At 59.6% G+C, this 21,226-nt stretch carries 15 protein-coding genes; 7 read left to right on the top strand and 8 right to left on the bottom strand.

Annotation, left to right across the window (positions count from 1 at the left end):
* Positions 1 to 4: 4 nt before the first annotated feature.
* The 3 genes from AC3Y64_RS24150 to morA form a co-directional block, all read right to left on the bottom strand.
* Positions 5 to 1,318 carry a C4-dicarboxylate transporter DctA gene (locus AC3Y64_RS24150; protein WP_489985489.1) on the bottom strand — a complete coding sequence of 438 codons (1,314 nt, stop codon included), beginning with the start codon at positions 1,316 to 1,318 and terminating at the stop codon, positions 5 to 7.
* A gap of 278 nt (positions 1,319 to 1,596) precedes the next feature.
* A complete protein-coding gene (gene glyA, locus AC3Y64_RS24145) occupies positions 1,597 to 2,850 on the bottom strand; it encodes a serine hydroxymethyltransferase (protein WP_007909785.1) in 1,254 nt (417 codons plus the stop codon).
* Between the two features lie 240 nt (positions 2,851 to 3,090).
* Entirely contained in the window at positions 3,091 to 6,939 is a 3,849-nt protein-coding gene (morA, locus tag AC3Y64_RS24140; RefSeq protein WP_489985488.1) for a cyclic di-GMP receptor MorA, read from the bottom strand.
* A gap of 285 nt (positions 6,940 to 7,224) precedes the next feature.
* Between morA and ettA the strand changes: the two genes are divergently transcribed.
* Positions 7,225 to 8,889: an energy-dependent translational throttle protein EttA gene (gene ettA, locus AC3Y64_RS24135; RefSeq protein WP_110720271.1), complete on the top strand. Its 1,665-nt coding sequence runs from the start codon at positions 7,225 to 7,227 to the stop codon at positions 8,887 to 8,889.
* A 373-nt stretch (positions 8,890 to 9,262) separates the two neighbouring features.
* Positions 9,263 to 10,600 carry an NADP-specific glutamate dehydrogenase gene (gene gdhA, locus AC3Y64_RS24130; protein ID WP_489985487.1) on the top strand — a complete coding sequence of 446 codons (1,338 nt, stop codon included), beginning with the start codon at positions 9,263 to 9,265 and terminating at the stop codon, positions 10,598 to 10,600.
* Here the strand turns inward: gdhA and AC3Y64_RS24125 are convergent.
* The 4 genes from AC3Y64_RS24125 to AC3Y64_RS24110 form a co-directional block, all read right to left on the bottom strand.
* On the bottom strand, positions 10,597 to 11,091 hold the full coding sequence (locus AC3Y64_RS24125) for a GreA/GreB family elongation factor (RefSeq protein ID WP_489985486.1): 495 nt from the start codon (positions 11,089 to 11,091) through the stop codon (positions 10,597 to 10,599). The two genes, gdhA and AC3Y64_RS24125, sit on opposite strands and share 4 nt — an antisense overlap.
* A 70-nt stretch (positions 11,092 to 11,161) precedes the next feature.
* The gene (locus AC3Y64_RS24120) at positions 11,162 to 11,518 is read right to left on the bottom strand and encodes a hypothetical protein (RefSeq protein ID WP_489985485.1); all 357 of its coding nucleotides are present in this window, start codon (positions 11,516 to 11,518) and stop codon (positions 11,162 to 11,164) included.
* Between the two features lie 214 nt (positions 11,519 to 11,732).
* Positions 11,733 to 13,586 carry an Lnb N-terminal periplasmic domain-containing protein gene (locus AC3Y64_RS24115; RefSeq protein WP_489985484.1) on the bottom strand — a complete coding sequence of 618 codons (1,854 nt, stop codon included), beginning with the start codon at positions 13,584 to 13,586 and terminating at the stop codon, positions 11,733 to 11,735.
* A 95-nt stretch (positions 13,587 to 13,681) separates the two neighbouring features.
* Positions 13,682 to 14,170, bottom strand: coding sequence for a DUF3015 domain-containing protein (locus AC3Y64_RS24110; RefSeq protein WP_007909797.1), 489 nt, complete (start codon positions 14,168 to 14,170; stop codon positions 13,682 to 13,684).
* 301 nt (positions 14,171 to 14,471) lie between these two features.
* On the opposite strand from AC3Y64_RS24110, the gene AC3Y64_RS24105 reads away from it, so the two are divergent.
* Both AC3Y64_RS24105 and AC3Y64_RS24100 read left to right on the top strand, forming a co-directional pair.
* A complete protein-coding gene (locus tag AC3Y64_RS24105) occupies positions 14,472 to 16,910 on the top strand; it encodes a Lon protease family protein (protein ID WP_064392387.1) in 2,439 nt (812 codons plus the stop codon).
* 309 nt (positions 16,911 to 17,219) lie between these two features.
* Complete coding sequence (locus AC3Y64_RS24100; protein WP_489985483.1) at positions 17,220 to 17,540, top strand: PA4575 family protein; 321 nt, start codon at positions 17,220 to 17,222, stop codon at positions 17,538 to 17,540.
* On the opposite strand, the gene AC3Y64_RS24095 is transcribed toward AC3Y64_RS24100, so the two are convergent.
* Positions 17,537 to 19,366 carry a hypothetical protein gene (locus tag AC3Y64_RS24095; RefSeq protein ID WP_489985482.1) on the bottom strand — a complete coding sequence of 610 codons (1,830 nt, stop codon included), beginning with the start codon at positions 19,364 to 19,366 and terminating at the stop codon, positions 17,537 to 17,539. The genes AC3Y64_RS24100 and AC3Y64_RS24095 overlap by 4 nt on opposite strands.
* A gap of 160 nt (positions 19,367 to 19,526) precedes the next feature.
* Between AC3Y64_RS24095 and AC3Y64_RS24090 the strand changes: the two genes are divergently transcribed.
* The 3 genes from AC3Y64_RS24090 (at position 19,527) to bamJ (ending at position 21,196) form a co-directional block, all read left to right on the top strand.
* Positions 19,527 to 20,015 carry a TIGR00645 family protein gene (locus AC3Y64_RS24090; RefSeq protein WP_016773116.1) on the top strand — a complete coding sequence of 163 codons (489 nt, stop codon included), beginning with the start codon at positions 19,527 to 19,529 and terminating at the stop codon, positions 20,013 to 20,015.
* Between the two features lie 135 nt (positions 20,016 to 20,150).
* Complete coding sequence (locus tag AC3Y64_RS24085) at positions 20,151 to 20,456, top strand: DUF6482 family protein (RefSeq protein ID WP_122592775.1); 306 nt, start codon at positions 20,151 to 20,153, stop codon at positions 20,454 to 20,456.
* A gap of 122 nt (positions 20,457 to 20,578) precedes the next feature.
* Positions 20,579 to 21,196 (top strand): BamJ family beta-barrel-assembly machinery protein, encoded by a 618-nt coding sequence (bamJ, locus tag AC3Y64_RS24080; RefSeq protein ID WP_008078561.1) that lies wholly within the window; start codon positions 20,579 to 20,581, stop codon positions 21,194 to 21,196.
* The last annotated feature ends 30 nt before the right edge of the window (positions 21,197 to 21,226 follow it).

Here is a 21,226-nt window from a genome sequence, read left to right as displayed (position 1 = left end):
TCAATCAAAATTCTTTGGCCGCCGCTTGGGCGACGTTTTTTCGCGGCTGAAAGGTATAGCCCTGTTCGCCGTTGAGGACCTTGTTCGCCCGCTGCACGTCGATGTCCTTTTCCCAACGAGCGATGGCTACGGTGGCAACGCAGTTGCCGATCAGATTGGTCAGCGCCCGGCCAATGCCCATGAACCAGTCCACCGCCAGCACCAGCACCAGACCGACCACCGGGATTGCCGGAATCGCGGTCAGCGTGGCTGCGAGAATCACCAGTGCCGAACCGGGGATACCGTGGGCACCTTTGGAGGTAATCAGCGAGACCAGCAGAATCGTCAGCAAATCAGTCATGGCCAGCGGCGTGCCGGTGGCGTTGGCGATGAAGACGATGGCCAGGGTCAGGTAGATCGAGAACCCGTCGAGGTTGAACGAGTACCCGGTCGGAATCACCAGCCCGACGGTCGAGCTGCCGATGCCCAGGTGCTCGAGTTTGCGCATGATCTGTGGCAACACGGCGTCGGACGATGCCGTGCCCATGACGATCAGCAGTTCTTCACGCAGGTACTTGAGCAGCGGCCACAGGCGCAGGCCCGAGGCACGCACCACGACGCCGAGAATCACGCTGACGAAGGCCATGCAGGTCAGGTAGAACAAACCGACCAGACTGCCCAGGTGTTGCAGGGAGTCGAGGCCATATTTGCTGGTGGTGAAGGCGATGGCGCCGAACACGCCGATCGGCGCCAGACGCACGATCATGCCCATGATGCGGAAGATCACATGGCTCAGTTCGTTGATCAGGCGCGAGATTCCGGACGCCGCTTCGCCGACCAGATTCAACGCGCTGCCGAACAGCACCGAGAACAGCAGCACTTGCAGGATGTTGTTGTCGGCGAAGGCGCCGATCACCGATGTCGGGATCAGGTCCATGAGGAACTGCGTGGTGGTGTGCATGTGCTGGCTGCGTTCGGCGAGATCGCCCATGTCGGCTGCAGACAGTTGCTCCAGATGGATATTCGCGCCGCTGCCGATTCCGGTGCTGAAGGCGAAGACCAGGCCAATCACCAGGGCGATGGTGGTCAGCACTTCGAAGTAGATGACCGACTTGAGGCCGATGCGCCCGACCTTCTTCAGGTCGCCGGCGCCGCTGATGCCGCTGACCACCACGCAGAACACGATGAGGCCGATGAGCATCTTGATCAGTTTGATGAAACCGTCGCCGAGCGGTTTGAGCTGGGCCGAGTATTCAGGGAGGGTCAGCCCGCAGACGATGCCGAGCACCAGTCCGAGAACCACTTGGAGGAAGATTGAACGCGAGCACCATCTGAGCATGGGAGGAATCCTGGTCGGTGTCCTGACTGCCGTGCGCTGAGCGCATCAGATTCAGGACTTAATTATTGTGGTCTTACCGGTATGTCCAGTGCAGGCGCAGTCTAGGCGCTGATTTTCCATGATCGCAAGTGAAAAATGACGAATTGGCATGACCGGTCTGACCAGTTGTGCGGCAAGTCCCATTCTTGAGCGGTTCAGGTGTTTGAAAATAATTGCGGGCGAAAAAAAACCGGCCAATCACTTGGCCGGTTTTTCATGCTGCGGGTTTAACGTCGCAATTAAGCGCCGTATACCGGCAGTTTCTTGCAGATGGCTTTGACTTTCTCACGAACGGCGTCGATCACCGCTTCGTTGTTCAGGTCAGCCAGGATGTCGCAGATCCAGCCGGCCAGCTCTTTGCACTCGGCTTGCTTGAAGCCGCGAGTGGTCACAGCCGGAGTACCGAAGCGCAGGCCGGAGGTGACGAACGGCGAGCGTGGATCGTTTGGCACGGAGTTCTTGTTCACGGTGATGAAGGCTTTGCCCAGAGCAGCGTCAGCGTCTTTACCGGAGATGTCCTGCTTGATCAGCGACAGCAGGAACAGGTGGTTTTTAGTACCGCCGGAAACCACGTCGAAACCGCGCTCGATGAACACTTCGGCCATGGCCTGGGCGTTCAGCACCACTTGTTCCTGGTAAGCCTTGAACTCAGGCTGCAGCGCTTCCTTGAAGCAGATCGCTTTAGCAGCGATCACGTGCTCCAGTGGGCCACCCTGGGCGCCCGGGAATACTGCGGAGTTCAGCTTCTTCTCGATGTCGGCGTTGGCGCGCGCCAGGATCAGGCCGCCACGTGGACCGCGCAGGGTCTTGTGCGTGGTGGTGGTCACGACGTCAGCGAAAGGCACCGGGTTCGGGTAGACGCCAGCGGCGACCAGACCGGCCACGTGAGCCATGTCGACGAACAGGTAAGCACCGACTTTGTCCGCGATGGCGCGGAAGCGTGGGAAGTCGAGGATCTGCGAGTAGGCAGAGAAACCGGCCACGATCATTTTCGGCTTGTGCTCAACGGCCAGGCGCTCGACTTCGTCGTAGTCGATCAGGCCATTGGCGTCGATGCCATACTGCACGGCGTTGTACAGCTTGCCGGAGGAGGAAACGCTGGCGCCGTGGGTCAGGTGACCGCCGTGGGCCAGGCTCATGCCCAGAATGGTGTCGCCGCCTTGCAGCAGGGCCAGGTAAACAGCAGCGTTGGCTTGCGAACCTGCGTGCGGCTGAACGTTGGCGTAATCGGCGCCGAACAGTTCTTTGGCGCGGTCGATGGCCAGTTGCTCAACAATGTCGACGTACTCGCAGCCACCGTAGTAACGCTTGCCTGGGTAGCCTTCAGCGTACTTGTTGGTCAGGACCGAGCCTTGAGCTTCCATCACCGCTGGGCTGGTGTAGTTTTCCGAAGCGATCAGCTCAATGTGTTCTTCCTGGCGCTGAGCTTCTTGCTCCATGGCGGCAAAAAGGTCGGCGTCGTACTTGGCAATAGTCAAATCACGGCTGAACATGGCGGTCCTCAAGGATCGGGGGCAGAAAAGGGGGGCATTCTAACCCAACCGCTTTTGGATGGCATATGAAACGACATCATGTCGCAGACAAGTGGCGTTCATGACAGATGTGCGGTGCTTTTGAAGGCCTCATCGCTGGCAAGCCAGCTCCCACAATGTCTGGGTTTCAGCCCGAGAATATTGATCCACAGCAAGTCCCTGTGGGAGCTGGCTTGCCAGCGATGGCAGCACCGCAGATGTTCAGTCGAACATGAACAACGCATCATTGCTGAACTGCGCCTCAAACCTGCTCGCCGGCATCGGCCTTCCGAACAGATAACCCTGAACCTCATCGCAACCATGCTCGCGCAGGAAGTCCAGTTGCTCATGGGTTTCCACGCCTTCAGCGATCACCGCCAGATTCAGGCTGTGCGCCATGGCGATGATCGCCCGGGCGATCTGCGCGTCCTGCTCACCGGACGGCAAGCCGTCAACGAACGTGCGGTCGATCTTCAGCACGTCAATCGGGAATTGCTTGAGGTAGTTCAGCGATGAGTAACCGGTGCCGAAGTCATCGACCGCAATGCTCAGCCCAAGGTTTTTCAGCCCGGCGAGAATCTGCATCGCCTCGCTGACTTCGCGCATCAGGATACTTTCGGTCAGCTCCAGCTCCAGGCACGCTGGCGGCAAGCCGGTTTCGCGCAGGATCGTGGCGATTCGCGTGCCGAGCTGGCCATCGGAAAACTGCCGCGCCGAGATGTTCACCGACACCTTCGGCACACGCACGCGGTTCTGATGCCAGGTCTTCAATTGGCGACAGGCCTCGTCGATCACCCAATCGCCGACGTCCACCACCAGTCCGAGTTCTTCCAGCACCGGAATGAAATCCCCCGGCGGCACCAGTCCGCGACGCGGATGGCGCCAGCGCAACAGTGCTTCTGCGCCGGTCAGGCGTTTGCCGTCGCCGCTGAATTGCGGCTGGTAATACAGGACGAATTCGTTCTGCTCCAGGGCATGACGCAAGTCGCTTTCCAGCTCCAGACGCTCCAGTGCACTGGCGTTCATGTCGGCCTGGTAGAACTGGAAGTTGTTCTTGCCGCGTTCCTTGGCGTGGTACATCGCGGTGTCGGCGTTCTTCATCAACTGGCTGAGTTCGTTGCCGTCCTGCGGGCTCAGGGCGATACCGATACTGGCGGTAACGAAGAACTCGCGGCCTTCGAGTACGAACGGTCGGACCAGACTGGCAAGAATCTGCTCGGCGACATGAATCGCCCGGTTCAGCGCCAGTTCGCGGTTGGAGCGATGCTGCAACAGCAAGGTGAATTCATCGCCGCCCATGCGCGCCACGGTGTCGTCATCGCCGACGCAAGCCAGCAGGCGCGTAGCCATGTCTTTCAACATGCGATCGCCGGCAGCGTGGCCGAGGGAGTCGTTGATCGGTTTGAAACGGTCGAGGTCGAGGAACATCAGCACCACCCACGACTTCTGCCGTTCGGCCGATTGCAGCGCGGTGTGCAGACGATCCTGGAACAGCGTGCGGTTCGGCAAGTGGGTCAGGGCGTCGTAATAGGCGAGGCGGTGAATGCGTTGCTCGCTGGCCTTGCGCTCGCTGATGTCGCTGAAGAAGCACACGTAACTGGCCAGATCGCCTTCATCGTCGAGTACCGCAGTGATGCCGACCCACGCCGGGTAATGCTCGCCATTACGCCGCTTCATCCAGACTTCGCCTTCCCAAGTGCTGTGCTGATGCAATTGCTTGAGCACATAGCGCAGGTGCGCGTCCTGCTGCTCATCGACGGTGAGCATGTTCGGCAACTGGTCGAGCACCTCGCTGACGGCGTAACCGCTGACGCGGCTGAAGGCCTCGTTGGCCTGGACGATGTAGCCGGCCGGATCGGTGATTAGAATCGCCGAGGTCGAGTGCTCGAAAACCGTGGCGGCCATGCGCAGGTCTTTTTCGGCGCGGCGCTGCTGACTGATGTCGCGACCGACACCAAGCACGCCCTCAAACGCGCCATGCTCGTCCCACACCAGCACCAGACGCAGCTCGATCGGGATCTTGCGGCCATCGGCGCGCAGGCAGTCGAACAGGAACAATTGCGTCTGCACCTGGCTGCGCAACAGTGCCAGTTGCTCGGGTTTGTCGAGGGCTTTGCTGACGCGATCCATCAGCGTGTAGATGCCGCTCAGTTGCTGCGGGTTGGCGATGGTCGATTGCCAGCCGTTCTGGAAAATCCACTCGGCGTCATAGCCCAGCACGGCTTGCACCGACGGGCTGACGTAGTTCAGCGAGAGTTTGCTGTCGGTGGAGAAGATCACGTCGCTGATGCTTTCGGCGAGCATGCGGTAACGCTGTTCGCTGTCGCGCAGGGATTCGCTGGCCTCGATCTGCTCGGTAATGTCCTTGGCCACACCGATGATCCGCGTGACCTGATCGTGTTTATCGCGGGCCAAGGCTTGTTCGCGAATGTCGAAACGCCGCCACTTGCCGTCGCGATGACGGAAGCGCAGTTGGCATTGCAGCAACTGGCTGTAGCCGGCGTGACGCTGCTGCTGGCGCGAGCGGTGGTAATAGTCGGCGTCTTCCGGGTGCAGGAGGATTTCCCAGAAATACTCGCCCATCTGGTGCAGTTCGGTGCGGTTGTAACCGAGCGTCTGGCCGAGGTGGTGGTTGCTGAAAATCATCCGCTGGCTGATCACGTCTTGCACGTACAGATGATCCGGCACAGTGCGCACCACGTCCGACCAGAAACCTTCGCGCTCGAGCAGCGACAGTTCGATCAGTTTGCGGCTGGTGATGTCGTTGATGCTGAGGATCACCGCTTTGTAATCGTGCTGCTCTTGCGGCAGACGCAAGACCATCCACAGGTGTTGATCGCGACCATTGATGTCCGGCAGTTTGATTTCCAGTTCCAGCTGTTTTTGCTGCTGGAGCACGGCGTCGAGCACTTGATTGCCGATGGCGCAGTGACGGTGCGGATGGCCGTCGATCAGCAGTTGCCAGGCGTGTTCGCAGGAATTGACGTTGAGCAGTTGCAGCGCGACCTGGTTGACTTCGGTGACGCGCAATTCCTGCAGCAACTGTTGGCGTTGCTGCGGCTGGTCGAGCCAGGCCTTGAGCTGATCGCTGGTCTGGATCTGCGCCTTGTCAAATGTTTGCTTGAGGCCCGACAGGTCGAGTACGCACAAGGCCACGCCAGTGCCTTCGAAGATGTCCTGGTAGCGCCGACGACCTTCATGCAATTGGCGTTGGCGGCGGCGCATGTTCAGCAACGCAATCACCGGTAGCATCGAGAACGCCAGCCCCAGCAGGCATTTGCCGATGAACGCCGGCAACAGTTCTTCGAGAACGCGCTGACGGTCGAACAAACCACGCAGTTGCCAGTCGCTGCTGCTCAGCGGCACGGTCAGCACGGTGTTGCCCAGATCGTCTGGCGTGAGCACGCCGGGCTTGGCCGAAGGCAGCGCTTCGTCGCGACTGATGATCTGATGGTTGAGGCGGTTTTCCACCAGCCACAGCGGACGCAGACCGGTGTCACCCTGTTTGGTCAGCGAGTCGAAGAACGTCGGCGTCAGGCGCAAGGCCCAATAACCACGGCTGCTGCCGCTGGCCTGATGTAGCAACAAATGCACCACAGAGCCATCGTCGGCGTTACTGAAATAGTGCGCCTGGGCGCGGCTGCGCCGGACCAGTTCGGTGAGGTAATCGGCGTCGTGGCTGTCGGCGGCGCTGTCGCTCAGGATCCGCCCGGAAGGGCTCAGCAACGCCATGCTGCGCAGATCGGGCAGCGACTGCTGGAGCTTGCGCAGCAAGGCCTGCTGTTCGTCGGCTGACTGCGGCTGCTCGACGATCGGTAGCAGGTTGAGGGCGATTTGCGCATTCAGCGCCATGTTCAGACTGACCTGCGAAGCGAGGTCGGCGGTGTAGTCGATGGTGTACTGGCGCTGGTTTTTCTGGGTTTCGCGCAACTGATCGAGCAGCTGCCAGAACAGCAAGGCCAGCAGCAACAGCACCAGCGTCGCCAGCGCGCCCTTTAATGTTCCGCGCAGGGGCGAGCCGGTCGCCGGGTTGGACGCGCTCACAGAAGCTGGCGGGGTAACGTTGGACAAGCTGTAATCCTGCGGTTTGGCTGGACTGGCGCGACGTGCACTATATGCCGGACGCCCAGAGGGCGGCTAGCATGCCTTGAGTTGTGGCGAAGTGCCAGCCCCGCTCGGCTGGACTGCCACTGGTCAATCAGGTAGCTTTGCCGGTTACGCGGGAGCGTTCCAGCTCCTAGACTCAGACTTTTTCAGCGCGCACGCATTGATAACCATCAAGTGAACGACGCGCATGGTCTGGCCGGGCTTCGCCTGCGCTGCAATCATTCATCTGTCACTGCCCCAAGGTTCTCCATGGCTCAATACGTCTTCACCATGCATCGGCTGGGCAAAGTTGTTCCGCCGAAGCGGGAAATCCTCAAAAACATTTCGCTGTCCTTCTTCCCCGGCGCCAAGATCGGCGTGCTCGGCCTCAACGGTTCGGGTAAGTCCACGCTGCTGAAAATCATGGCGGGCGTCGACACCGAGTTCGAAGGCGAAGCCCGTCCGATGCCGGACCTCAATATCGGTTATCTGCCGCAAGAGCCACAACTTGATCCGACCAAGACCGTGCGTGAAGTGGTCGAGGAAGCGGTCAGCGTGATCAAGGATGCGCAAGCGCGTCTGGACGAGGTCTACGCGGCCTACGCCGACCCGGATGCCGACTTCGACAAACTGGCTGCTGAACAGGCCAAGCTCGAAGCGATCCTGCAGGCCAGCGACGGTCACAACCTTGAGCGCCAACTGGAAGTCGCCGCCGATGCGCTGCGTCTGCCGGCCTGGGACGCGAAAGTAGAGCACCTGTCCGGTGGTGAAAAACGTCGTGTGGCCCTGTGCCGTCTGCTGCTGTCCGCCCCGGACATGCTGCTCCTCGACGAACCGACCAACCACTTGGACGCCGATTCCGTTGCGTGGCTGGAGCACTTCCTGCACGACTTCCCGGGCACCGTGGTAGCGATCACGCACGACCGTTACTTCCTCGACAACGTCGCTGGCTGGATCCTGGAACTCGACCGCGGCGCGGGCATTCCGTACGAAGGCAACTACTCGGGTTGGCTTGAAGCCAAGTCCGATCGTCTGGCCGCTGAATCCAAGCAGCAGTCGGCTCATGAAAAAGCCATGAAGGAAGAACTGGAGTGGGTGCGCAAAGGCGCGAAAGCCCGCCAGTCGAAATCCAAGGCGCGTCTGCAACGCTTCGAAGAAATGCAATCGCAGGAATTCCAGAAGCGCAGCGAAACCAACGAGATCTACATCCCGGCCGGTCCGCGCCTGGGTGACAAGGTCATCGAATTCAAGAACGTCACCAAGGGCTACGGCGATCGCGTGCTGATCGACAACCTGTCGTTCGCGATGCCGAAAGGCGCCATCGTCGGTGTGATCGGTGGTAACGGTGCCGGTAAGTCGACCCTGTTCCGCATGCTGATGGGTAAGGAACAACCGGATTCGGGCAGCATCGAAGTCGGCGAAACCGTGCAACTGGCCTGCGTCGATCAGAGCCGCGACGACCTGGATGGCAGCAAGACTGTGTTCCAGCAGATCTCCGACGGTTCCGACCAGATCCGCATCGGCAACTACGAGATCCCGTCGCGCACCTACGTCGGTCGCTTCAACTTCAAGGGCGGCGATCAGCAGAAGTTCGTCAAGGACCTCTCCGGTGGTGAGCGCGGTCGTCTGCACCTGGCGCTGACTCTGAAGGAGGGCGGTAACGTCCTGCTGCTCGACGAACCGTCCAACGACCTCGACGTTGAAACCCTGCGTTCCCTGGAAGAAGCCCTGCTGGACTTCCCGGGCGCCGCCATTGTGATCTCTCACGATCGGTGGTTCCTTGACCGCGTGGCGACACACATCCTGGCGTACGAAGACGACTCGCAAGCGATCTTCTTCGAAGGCAACTACACCGAGTACGAAGCGGATCGCAAGAAACGCCTCGGCGAAGCAGCTGCCCAGCCGCACCGGGTACGTCACAAGAAACTGGCCTGATATCGGGTTGGTTGCATAAAGAGCGGAGCCTTCGGGCTCCGTTTTTTTTGCCCGGTTTTTGTCAGCGGGACCGAGGTGGATTCATCGCTGGCAAGCCAGCTCCCACAGGGATTGTGTTATGTCCGGATTGTGTGAACGCCGCTAAAACTGTGGGAGCTGGCTTGCCAGCGATGGCGGTATAGCTGTTGGTGCATGAATCAAATTTGTTCTCCCCATTCAGGTGCAAATCAGAGCCAAAAACCAGCCTGATTTATATCCTGTGCACCATTTAATTTCATAACTGCGACATTTTGCTCTGTTCCAGTGCGCAATTCGTTTGTTACAGTCCGGCCCAATCTCCTCCAACGACAATAAATTTGCCGAGACTTTTTCCATGATCGAATCCGTCGAATCCTTCCTTGCCCGCCTGAAAAAACGCGACCCGGATCAACCCGAATTCCACCAAGCCGTCGAAGAAGTGTTGCGCAGCCTGTGGCCGTTTCTCGAAGCCAATCCGCACTACCTGACTTCGGGGATTCTGGAGCGCATCTGCGAGCCGGAGCGCGCCGTGGTGTTCCGCGTGTCGTGGGTCGACGATCAGGGCAAAGTCCAGGTCAATCGCGGTTTCCGCATCCAGATGAACAGCGCCATCGGCCCATACAAGGGCGGCTTGCGCTTCCATCCATCGGTGAACCTGGGCGTGCTGAAATTCCTCGCCTTCGAACAGACCTTCAAGAACTCGCTGACCTCGCTGCCCATGGGCGGCGGCAAGGGCGGTGCCGACTTCGATCCGAAGGGCAAGAGCGACGCCGAAGTCATGCGTTTCTGCCAGGCTTTCATGAGCGAGTTGTACCGCCACATCGGCGCCGACGTGGACGTGCCGGCCGGTGATATCGGCGTTGGCGCGCGCGAGATCGGTTTCCTCTTCGGCCAGTACAAGCGCCTGAGCAATCAGTTCACCAGCGTCCTCACCGGCAAAGGCATGACCTACGGCGGCAGCCTGATTCGTCCGGAAGCCACCGGTTTCGGCTGCGTGTATTTCGCCGAAGAAATGCTCAAGCGCCGCGAACAGACCGTGGAAGGCAAACGCGTGGCGATCTCCGGTTCCGGTAACGTTGCGCAATACGCGGCGCGCAAAGTCATGGATCTGGGCGGCAAAGTGATTTCCCTGTCCGACTCCGAAGGCACGCTGTATTGCGAGGCTGGCCTGAGCGAAGAACAGTGGTCGGCGCTGCTGGAGTTGAAGAACGTCAAACGCGGGCGCATCAGCGAACTGGCGACAGCGTTCGGTCTGGAATTCCGCGCCGGTCAGTTGCCATGGTCGCTGCCATGCGACATTGCGCTGCCGTGCGCCACGCAGAACGAACTCGACGCCGAAGCCGCGCGCACGCTGTTGCGCAATGGCTGTGTGTGCGTGGCCGAAGGCGCGAACATGCCGACCACGCTGGAGGCTGTGGATATCTTTATCGAGGCCGGCATTCTCTTCGCACCGGGCAAGGCATCCAATGCCGGCGGCGTGGCGGTGAGTGGTCTGGAGATGTCGCAGAACGCCATGCGTCTGCTGTGGACGGCGGGCGAGGTCGACAGCAAGCTGCACGCGATCATGCAGTCGATCCACCACGCTTGTGTGCATTACGGCGAAGAGAACGGGCGGATCAACTACGTCAAAGGCGCGAACATCGCCGGCTTCGTCAAAGTCGCCGACGCGATGTTGGCGCAGGGTGTGGTTTAAGCCGGTTCGATGCGGATCACTTCAATCACTTGATCGCCGGCGGGGCGCTGCCACAGCACCTCGTCGTTGAGCCGGGCACCGAGCAGCGCCCGCCCCAGCGGTGAGCCCCAATTGATCAGGCCCTTGCTGGCATCGGCCTGATCTTCACCGACCAGTTGCACCCGGCGCTCGGTATCGTGCTCGTCGGCGTAGGTCACCCAACTGCCGATCTGCACTTTGTCTCTGGACGTGGCTGCGACGGCGACTTGCGCGCTGCTCAGGCGCTGATTGAAGTAGCGCAAGTCCCTTTGCAGATCCGCCAGCCGTTGTTTGTCGGCTTGTTCACCTTTGGCCGTTTGTTCTGCATGCAGACTTTGTAGTTCGGCGACTTTCGCCTGCAACTGCTCCAGCCCCTGCGCGGTGACGTAATTGGGTTGCTCACTGACCTGCCGTTCGACCGGCTGATCGGCTTGTGCGGCGGCGTTGTCTTCGTTGACGAAAGCACGGCTCATGAATTCCTCCTCGTATGAGGTTTGGGCCATGCTCGCAGGCATTTGGTTTCACTGGATGTCTGGGAGCGACCTATGGCGAGCGATAAGCCCGTCCGGCGTCCTGATCTTTCTGCTGCTGCCAGGCGCGCTCGCGTTCGTCCCAGTGTTCGTTGCGATACTCTTCTCGCCCCTTGTTTTCCAGCATCGCCTGACATTGGCGAAAACCGTCGGTCCAGCCTTCGGCGTATTGCTTGTCCTTGAGGTAGCGCGGCACGTTCTTGCGAAACTCGCCGCTGATCGAACCGGCCGCCTGGCGACCGCTGACACAACCATCATCGAAACCGTCGGCGAAGGCCGGTGGATAACCTTTGGCGATCAGATCTTCGTGGGTCGACTGGCAACCGCCCAACAACAGCAAAACACCCAACAATCCCGCACACCGCCACATTGCACTCTCCTGAGCCGGTTGTCCGGCTTATGGGGAAAGTCTAGAAGGTGATTCGTCGAGCGTTGGTGAAAGGCATGTGAGTAATTCGTTGAGCACCACAAATCCCCTGTAGGAGTGAGCCTGCTCGCGATAGCGGTGTATCAGTCACCGCCACAGTGACTGATGAATTGCTATCGCGAGCAGGCTCACTCCTACAAGGGGGACGTGTTCGGGATCAGTAGTGATACCACTTCACTTCAAGCATGACTTCCGTCTCAGGCGTGGCGAGGTGGCTAAACTCGCGCTGCGCACTCAGGCGCAAGCCAAGGTTGCGCGATAACTCCCACTGCTGATTCAAACTCAGACTACGGCGCACTTCGCCGTTGAAAAAGTAATCGCCCTTGGCCTCCAGGCTGAGATTGCCCAGCGGGTTTTTCCACAGCACGCCGGTATTGAAGCCGCCGGCGGGGGACACGAACTCGGCGAAATCATTGTTGTGTTCAACCCGCACGGTGCCGAGGGCAAAACCCAGCACATCGTCACCCAGCGCCCACGTACCACCGCCGCCGCCATTGACGTGGCTGACCAGCGTTTCGTCATCATGTTTGCCCGGTACACGCTCAAGACCACCGGTGACCTGCCACGACAACGGCTGCAATAGTTCATTGCGCGGCGTCAGCGAACGAATCGTCGCCAGATCCAGTTGCTGGAACTGCCAGTGATTGCCTTCGTACTGGCGCAACTTCATCTGCAGGATCTCGATCTGCGCGCCAAGCGGGAAGCTTTCAGCGTTGTCGTTGAGATCGTGATAGGCCATGCGCAAGCCGTATTCACCGAACGCACGGTCGCCACGGGTGCCGAGACCGGCCTGCCAGGTGCGCGATTCGTGGCCGTCTTCAGGCAAGCCTGGCTGCGGAATGTCCAGCTCGGGGGCGGGGTTCTTGTTGATCGCCCGCAACAGTTCGAAACTGCGCTGCGCCCGTTGCGGATCGCGCTCCTGACCGTTGGCGCGGTAGCGTTCGAGGCGATACGCCGCATCGATGATCAGCGCCTGACGATCGCGCGGCAGGGCTTTGAATGTCGGCTCTTGCAACACCTGTTGATCGGCGCTGACCTTCAGCACCCAATCCTGTTCATCACCGGTCAAAGGCTCGGCGCGGCTGAGCAGTTCGCGCTCGCGGGAAGGGCGGTATTCAATGCTTTCCACCAGCCCGGCTTCTTTCACCGCTTTGACGGTGTCGGTGGGAATCGCGGTCAGCGGGAATTGTTCAGTCAGGCGCAGACTTGGTCGGGCGACTTGCAGCAGCTCGAGCAAACGGTACGAGCAGTTTTCATCGAAGAAGAAATAGTCGAACTGGATCTGCTTCAACTCCCACACATGTTCGACCATGCGCGCGGTTTCTTCTTGCGTCAGATTGAGTCGGTATTCCCACAGGTCGCGGTTTTCGAGGCTGCGGTATTCCGAGAGTTTTTCCTGGTACGGCACCAGTGCGAACAGCCCCGGATAGCCGCCCATCAAACCTTTCCAGGCGTACAGAATGCTGTTGTCCGAACCTTCGATGTAGGCGCCGAAGTTGATTGCGTAGCTGAGCAGCGAAGTCTTGTCGGCCTGTACATCGGCCTGATCAATGCGCAGCAGGGTGTGGCCGAACATCGATGACGGACTGTTCAAATACGCCGCCGGGAAGATCATCACCGCGCTGTGCGGCGAGACATCCTTGAACCACTTCTTGTACTCGGCGCATTCGGGCGTCGGCAGATCGCTGAGATTCAGCTGTGCTTTCAGCCAGCGCGTGCGAGCCGGATAAACACATTGCGCGTGTTGCTCGCCGAGGCTGGCCGGGGCGTACAGCGCTTGCACGGTGGCTGCCAGTTCATGATCGGGATGTTCATTGCCATCGGGCGCGAGAAAGAACTTCTTGTCGCTGACATAGCTGCGCCAGCCGCCAAGCTTGGCGGTTTCGTAATGACCGAGGGAAATCCAGAAGCGGTCGTTGGCCAGTTGCTGCAAACGTTGAGGGTCGATGTGAGGCGCGGCGGACAGCGGGGCGCAGACACAGAGCGCCAGCCAGGCAAGGCGTTTGAGCATAGTCGGCAACTTGAACAGGAAAGAAATAAAGACCCAAGGAGGGCGGGCCGAAAAAACAAAACCCGCTTCCCGAAAGAAGCGGGTGGGGGTCGAGCTTAAGCCTGAGTTGCGTACTTGGCCAGACGAGGATCCGATTTCAGTACGGCCAGGGTGTTGGTATGCACGTCTTCAGCGGTCACGTCAGCCTTGCTGAAGATCTGCTGGAAGTGCTCGTGAGTCACAGCGGCGAAGTGCGCGCGATCTTCCGGCGCCACGCCCAGTACCACGGCATAAGTCGTCAGCGCTTCGCCGTTGCCTTTGGCCATGTCTTCGGACAGCTCGTTCATCATGCCATTCATGGCAAACCACGATTTGCCGCCGTAGGTCAGCGATGCGTTGGTCGAGCAGCCGTTGGTGCCGGACGTCATACCGAACGTCGCGTTACCGGAAGTGCCGTTGGTGGTGGAAGCGAGGAAGTGAGCTGGGGTGCCACGCTGACCTTCGAACAGCATGTTGCCCCAACCGCAATCCGGGCCGCCTGGAGCTTGCGCCATTGCGTTGATGGATACAGCGGTGAAGAGAGTACCGAGAAGAATCCGTTTCATAGCTTTGTTCTCTTTGTGTGCATACCAATGGACAGGGTTCTGGCCCCCCAAGCTCTGTACGAAACAGATCCAAACGAAGCCAGTGGGCCGGTATTAGTTCCAGCCGCGCAGTTTGGAGTTTAGGCACGTTCCAGGGGTTCCGTGAGTTTTTGCAAAATATTTGGAATAAACCCCGGTTTCCGGGGGCGTGCCGCTGGGTTGCCAGGTTGTCTATGCTTTGTCACATGGCGCGCCTTGCCAGTGGGGCACGGGCAGCGCCAGAATGCCGCTATCTGCCCCGCCTGATTGTTAAGGAAGCCCGATGCCTGATCCTGTTGCTGCCAGCTTGCGTCTTGCGCCCGAAGCGCTGACCCGTCCGTTTTCCGCTGAACAGTTCAGCTTCACTACCACCAATGATCTGGAGCCCTTTCGCGGTGTGCTCGGCCAGGAACGCGCGGTCGAAGCCTTGCAGTTCGGTGTGGCGATGCCACGCCCCGGTTACAACGTCTTTGTCATGGGCGAGCCCGGCACCGGCCGTTTCTCGTTCGTCAAACGCTACCTGAAGGCCGAAGGCAAACGCCTGCAGACCCCGGCGGACTGGGTCTACGTGAATAACTTCGATGAACCGCGCGAACCTCGCGCACTGGAGCTGCCTTCGGGCACTGCCGGCGCGTTCATCGGTGACATCAACGGCCTGATCGATAACTTGCTGGCGACGTTTCCAGCGGTGTTCGAGCATCCGTCCTACCAGCAAAAGAAAAGCGCCATCGACCGCGCCTTCAACCAGCGCTACGACAAGGCCCTCGATATCATCGAGCGCTTGGCACTGGAAAAAGACGTTGCCCTTTACCGCGACAGCAGCAACATCGCCTTCACGCCAATGCTCGACGGCAAAGCGCTGGACGAAGCCGAATTCGCCCAATTGCCGGAAGCCGATCGTGAGCGTTTCCACGAAGACATCTCCGGTCTCGAAGAGCGCCTGAACGAAGAGCTCGCCAGCCTGCCGCAGTGGAAGCGTGAGTCGAACAATCAACTGCGCTCGCTCAACGAAGAAACCATCACCCTGGCCTTGCAGCCGTTGCTGTCGCCGCTGTCCGAGAAGTACGCGGAGAACGCAGCAGTCTGCGGTTATCTGCAAGCCATGCAGGTGTACTTGCTGAAAACCGTGGTCGAGCAACTGGTCGACGACAGCAAGACCGACGCCGTTGCGCGCAAGCTGCTGGAAGAGCAATACGCTCCGAGTCTGGTGGTCGGCCATCCGGCCAGCGGTGGGGCGCCAGTGGTGTTCGAGCCGCACCCGACTTACGAAAACCTGTTCGGTCGTATCGAATACACCACTGATCAGGGCGCGCTCTACACCACTTATCGCCAGTTGCGTCCGGGTGCCTTGCACCGTGCCAACGGCGGTTTCCTGATTCTTGAAGCGGAAAAAATGCTCAGTGAGCCGTTCGTGTGGGATGCGCTGAAACGCGCCCTGCAATCGCGCAAGCTGAAAATGGAATCGCCGCTCGGCGAGATGGGCCGTTTCGCCACGGTGACACTCAACCCGCAGCACATTCCGTTGCAGGTCAAAGTCATCATCATCGGTGCGCGCTCGCTGTACTACACGCTGCAAGACCTCGATCCGGACTTCCAGGAGATGTTCCGCGTTCTGGTTGATTTCGACGAAGACATCCCGATGGTCGACGAGAGCCTCGAGCAGTTCGCTCAGCTGTTGAAAACCCGTACCTCGGAAGAAGGCATGGCACCGTTGACCGCCGATGCGGTGGCGCGTCTGGCCACTTACAGCGCCCGGCTGGCCGAGCATCAGGGGCGGTTGTCGGCGCGCATTGGCGATCTGTTCCAACTGGTCAGCGAGGCGGACTTCATCCGTCATCTGGCCGGCGATGAAATGACCGATGCCGGGCATATCGAACGTGCGCTGAAAGCCAAAGCCACGCGTACTGGTCGCGTGTCGGCGCGGATTCTCGATGACATGCTCGCCGGGATCATCCTCATCGACACCGATGGTGCGGCAGTCGGCAAGTGCAACGGGCTGACCGTGCTCGAAGTCGGCGACTCGGCGTTCGGCGTGCCGGCGCGGATTTCCGCCACGGTGTACCCGGGTGGCAGCGGTATCGTCGACATCGAGCGTGAGGTCAACCTCGGCCAGCCGATTCACTCCAAAGGCGTGATGATCCTCACCGGGTATCTGGGCAGCCGTTACGCCCAGGAATTCCCGCTGGCGATTTCCGCGAGCATCGCGTTGGAGCAATCCTACGGTTACGTCGATGGCGACAGTGCGTCGCTGGGCGAGGCGTGCACGTTGATTTCGGCGCTGTCGAAGACGCCGCTCAAGCAGTGCTTCGCGATCACCGGCTCGATCAACCAGTTCGGCGAAGTGCAAGCGGTGGGCGGGGTCAACGAGAAGATCGAGGGCTTCTTCCGTCTCTGCGAAGCACGCGGGCTGACCGGCGAGCAGGGCGCGATCATTCCGCAGGCCAACGTCGCCACGTTGATGCTTGATGAGAAAGTGCTGGCGGCAGTGCGTGCCGGGCAGTTCCACGTTTACGCGGTGCGTCAGGCCGACGAGGCGTTGAGCCTGCTGGTCGGTGAACCGGCGGGTGAGCCGAATGCCGATGGCGAATTCCCGGAAGGCAGTATCAACGCACGGGTGGTGGAGCGTTTGCGCGACATCGCCGAGATGATCAGCGAAGAAGACCTGAAGGAAGCTGAGAAGGAGTTGGCCCAGGAAGCTTTGGCCGAAGCCAAACCGGCTTAAGCCTGGCACGGACAAACTGTAGGAGTGAGCCTGCTCGCGATAGCGGTGTGTCAGTCGGCAAATGAGTTGCCTGACACTCCGCCATCGCGAGCAGGCTCACTCCTACATTTGCTTTGTGGGGATCTTCCGGAAATTCGCCACTACTCTGACGTCAAACTTCACACAATGACCATTCGGCGCCTTCTGGTCTGATTCGGTTTGTGCGGCGCGCTTTTCTTCTATTCTCAGCTCAAGGATATCGACAGTATCACTGGATCGAGCCAGTCCTCCCGTGGGGGCTGAATACCGGCTTCACCGAGGGTCGCCGCCATGTCGCGCAACCTCTGCCTCACCCGTCAATGTCTGGGTCTTGTGACCCGAATCGAATGCGCCATCAAGCCGTTGGCCGGCGATAACGGCATGTGGACGCTGCTCTTCGCGGCCGGTATGGCTGGCGAACAACCTTCCGCCATCAAAGCCCAGGGCCCGTTTCACGGACCGATTGCTGCCGAGTCGATTCTCGACACCATCGTCGAGAGTCTGACGCTGCACGGCTACGAACTGGCCAACGATCCGCAGATCTGGAGCCTGCACCTGCAAGCCCAGTTGCGGCAGATCAACGGTGGACGTGGTCGCAGCCTGAACAGCTAGGGCGCCGCGTCGGCTGTTTGCGCCTTGTCGAGTTTGACCTCGAAGCCATATTGCACGGTGGCGAGGTCGGTGCGCTGATAGGTTTCCACGCGAGTCGGGCGGCCGTAGAAATAATGCACCCCGACCAGAGCCGGGCCCTCTGCGCTGGCATCGTGGCTGACCGAAAGAATTTCCTTCAAGTAGTTGCCGCTGTCGTCCTTGACGAAAAACCGATACTCGTTGGGCGGGAACAGTTTCAGGTCCACCAGCAGCGTGTTGTTCTTGATCTCGAGACCTTTGGGCAGCGACTTTTCGTCGTACGCCTGCCTGGCGACGGTGGCTAGAAACAACGGCATCGAACCGACCGCAATCGCCGGCGTTTCCGGGAACAGATTCAAATCGTAGGTAATCGTCGCGCGCAACGGATCGATCTGGTAAGCCTCGGGTGGCAGTTCGATCGGCTCGTCGAGTTTGCCGTTGTGTTTTTCGGTGAAGAACGTCACCGGGCTTTGGCCGGGGTTGAAATCGCCGCCGAGCAACTCATCGTTGAAGGTGCGGCGGTGGGAGAACTCGATACGTGCGGCACTCGGTTCCTCGACGGACTGGTGAATGCGCACGCCGGCCTTCAATTGTTCTTCCGTCAGGCTCGCGCCCTTGAGCCAGTTGGCCGCCAGATCGTCATAAACCGTCACCGGCAGATCCAGCGGCTGAATGGCTTTGTCTGTGGTGTGCGGATTGAATGCGCGAATCGGCAGATCCAGCGCTTTGCGGCTCACGGTCACCGTAGAGAAATCCAATACGCTGACTTCCAGCGTTTCGATCGGCCCGTTGAAATAGACCTTGTTGTAGCGGCGCGGGTGCTTTTGCTCGAAGGCCTGTTGCTCGTCTGTCAGCTGTTTTTCCAGAGTATCGCTCCAGGTTTTCTGCCGCTGCAGGTGCGCCAGTTGTTGTTCGTAGAACGCCACCTGCTCCGGGCTTTCGTTGATCGAGCCGGCGCGAACCAGATATTGCCCGGTGGTATCGCGGGCCTGAGCGATCATTGGATTGAGCTGCGCCTCGGCGACTTCCGGGGCCAGCGGCAGGTTGTTGCTGAATTCGACTTCGGCGTAGTTCTTTTCCAGCTTCAGCAGTTTGACGCTGAGGTTGTCGTTGGTGCGGGTCTGGCCGACGTCTTTCTGGGTCAAATCGAAGCTGTACAAACGACGTGGCGCGATGACTTCAAGCTTGCCCTGCAGGCTGACCGGTTGCGGCAGGCTTTTCTTGTCGACGTTCAGGCCGTCAATGAACGGGTAAGTCACCGTCAGGTCATCAGGGTTGGTGACGTTGGAGCTGGACGGGCTGAGCTGAATGCCGGGATCGGTTTCCGACCATTCCGGCTGATAGCTAATGACGCGTTTGTTGCTCAGGGTCACCGATTGCCATTCCACGCCATGGGGGAACAGGAAGCCGCCGGGAATGTTGAGGTTGAAAGGGAACACCGGTTGCAGATCGGTCAGGTAGTCGGAGCTGGAGTCCTTGTGCAGCACGAACAGGCCGTTGATGAAGGTGTCGACCAGCGCCTGTGGGGTCGGGTAGTGCTTGAGCACGCCGAGGGCGTCCTCACCGTATTCGGTTTTCGCCGGGATGCTGTCGAGTTTCAACTGCGCGCGCTGGAGTAACAGCAATGATCCGCCGAGTTCACTGATGGCGTCCTTGAGCTTGGGGTCGGTGACGGCGTCCAGTGACTGTTCGAACTTCGTGGTTTTTTCTTCAAGGCTGGCGGCGTGTTTTTCGTCGTCGGGCGAGCAACCGCCCAGCAGCAGGGCAAGGCAAATTCCGGCAGTCGTTATCGGCAATCGCACATCCATTTCTACGCGTCCTGTCCACTGTCACGGGGCTGTCAATGGTTTGGACACTAGCAGAAAAACTTTGACACACACACGCAGGTGGCGGATTTCCGGGCGGTTTATGGCGGTCACAGGTGGCTGGTATACTCGCCGCCATTTCCAGCCCCCGGTGTGAGATTCAATGGAACGCTTTATCGAAAATGCAATGTATGCCACGCGGTGGCTGTTGGCGCCGATCTATATCGGGCTGTCTCTCGGGCTGCTGGCGCTGGCGCTGAAGTTCTTCCAGGAAATCATTCATATCCTGCCCAACGTGTTCGCCATGGCCGAGTCGGATCTGATTCTGGTGCTGCTGTCGCTGATCGACATGGCGCTGGTCGGCGGTCTGCTGGTGATGGTGATGATTTCCGGTTACGAGAACTTCGTTTCGCAACTGGACATCGACGAAGGCAAAGAGAAGCTCAGCTGGCTGGGCACCATGGACTCGTCGTCGCTGAAGATGAAAGTCGCCGCGTCGATCGTGGCGATTTCCTCGATCCACTTGCTGCGCATCTTCATGGATGCCAAGAACGTCGATCCCGAGCATTTGATGTGGTACGTGATCATCCACATGACCTTCGTGGTCTCGGCGTTCGCCATGGGTTACCTGGACAAGGTCACCAAGCACTGATCGATTGCTGATTGCTGCAAAAACACCGCCCGTCTGTTGCGAAACAGACGGGCGGTGTCGTTTGTGGCTTGTGCTTTGGGACGCGCGGGCATATCCCTGTAGACGTCCTGACTCGCCACTGCACGAGGTGCGTTCATGAACCTGCAAGAGTTGAATGCGTTTGCCATCGCCAGAAAGGTCGATGAGCTGAACCTGATCTCCATGGAAGGCGGAATTTATCTGCTCGAGGCTCGGATGCATGGGGCGGCGTATCCATTGAGCGATCTCAAGGGCAACATGTTGACCCTGCGTTCGGTGGAGCATGCGCGGGATTTGCTGCATGCTTTTCCGGTGCTGCCATTCAACCTCGTACACACCTCGGTACACGATGAAATGTGTGGCTTGGGCCCTAGCAGCGAGGAAAGCCTGAAAGTGCCGCTGGCCTGGCGTTCGGCCCTGTAGGCCTTGCGCGCCATCGCCTGAGCATCTGTGCTAGTCTGCTCGCCCTTTTGGTTCCGGGCGCGCCGGGACGCGCTGTGCTCGCACGGCAAGTCTTGTGGCCGTCCGCACAGCGGAGCAGTGTCATGTCCGAAGTAAATCTGTCCACCGACGAAACCCGCGTCAGCTACGGTATCGGCCGTCAGCTGGGTGATCAGCTGCGCGACAACCCGCCACCGGGCGTTAGCCTGGACGCGATCCTGGCTGGTCTGACCGACGCTTTCGCCGGTAAGGAAAGCCGTGTTGGCCAAGAAGAGATGTCCGCCAGCTTCAAGGTTATCCGCGAAATCATGCAAGCAGAAGCCGCTGCCAAAGCTGAAGCCGCTGCTGGCGAAGGCCTGGCCTTCCTGGCTGAAAACGCCAAGCGCGACGGCATCACCACCTTGGCTTCCGGCCTGCAATTCGAAGTGTTGACTCAGGGCGAAGGCGCCAAGCCGACCCGTGAAGACCAAGTGCGTACTCACTACCACGGCACCCTGATCGACGGCACTGTGTTCGACAGCTCCTACGAGCGCGGCCAGCCTGCAGAATTCCCGGTTGGCGGCGTGATCGCTGGCTGGACCGAAGCCCTGCAACTGATGAATGCCGGCAGCAAATGGCGTCTGTACGTGCCGAGCGAACTGGCTTACGGCGCTCAAGGCGTTGGCAGCATCCCGCCGCACAGCGTTCTGGTATTCGACGTCGAGCTGCTGGACGTTTTGTAAGACCTTTGTGGGAGCGAGCTTGCTCGCGAA

Source organism: Pseudomonas sp. 4CAES_32.4 (genome assembly GCF_058136335.1).
This window is presented reverse-complemented; position numbering and strand designations above follow the sequence as displayed.

Coding starts and splice junctions, on each gene's coding strand:
- AC3Y64_RS24120 (WP_489985485.1), bottom strand. CDS start 11,518: ATGTGGCGGTGTGCGGGATTGTTGGGTGTTTTGCTGTTGTTGGGCGGT.
- bamJ (WP_008078561.1), top strand. CDS start 20,579: ATGTCCGAAGTAAATCTGTCCACCGACGAAACCCGCGTCAGCTACGGT.
- glyA (WP_007909785.1), bottom strand. CDS start 2,850: ATGTTCAGCCGTGATTTGACTATTGCCAAGTACGACGCCGACCTTTTT.
- AC3Y64_RS24150 (WP_489985489.1), bottom strand. CDS start 1,318: ATGCTCAGATGGTGCTCGCGTTCAATCTTCCTCCAAGTGGTTCTCGGA.
- AC3Y64_RS24125 (WP_489985486.1), bottom strand. CDS start 11,091: ATGAGCCGTGCTTTCGTCAACGAAGACAACGCCGCCGCACAAGCCGAT.
- AC3Y64_RS24110 (WP_007909797.1), bottom strand. CDS start 14,170: ATGAAACGGATTCTTCTCGGTACTCTCTTCACCGCTGTATCCATCAAC.
- AC3Y64_RS24115 (WP_489985484.1), bottom strand. CDS start 13,586: ATGCTCAAACGCCTTGCCTGGCTGGCGCTCTGTGTCTGCGCCCCGCTG.
- gdhA (WP_489985487.1), top strand. CDS start 9,263: ATGATCGAATCCGTCGAATCCTTCCTTGCCCGCCTGAAAAAACGCGAC.
- AC3Y64_RS24085 (WP_122592775.1), top strand. CDS start 20,151: ATGAACCTGCAAGAGTTGAATGCGTTTGCCATCGCCAGAAAGGTCGAT.
- AC3Y64_RS24100 (WP_489985483.1), top strand. CDS start 17,220: ATGTCGCGCAACCTCTGCCTCACCCGTCAATGTCTGGGTCTTGTGACC.
- ettA (WP_110720271.1), top strand. CDS start 7,225: ATGGCTCAATACGTCTTCACCATGCATCGGCTGGGCAAAGTTGTTCCG.
- AC3Y64_RS24095 (WP_489985482.1), bottom strand. CDS start 19,366: ATGGATGTGCGATTGCCGATAACGACTGCCGGAATTTGCCTTGCCCTG.
- AC3Y64_RS24105 (WP_064392387.1), top strand. CDS start 14,472: ATGCCTGATCCTGTTGCTGCCAGCTTGCGTCTTGCGCCCGAAGCGCTG.
- AC3Y64_RS24090 (WP_016773116.1), top strand. CDS start 19,527: ATGGAACGCTTTATCGAAAATGCAATGTATGCCACGCGGTGGCTGTTG.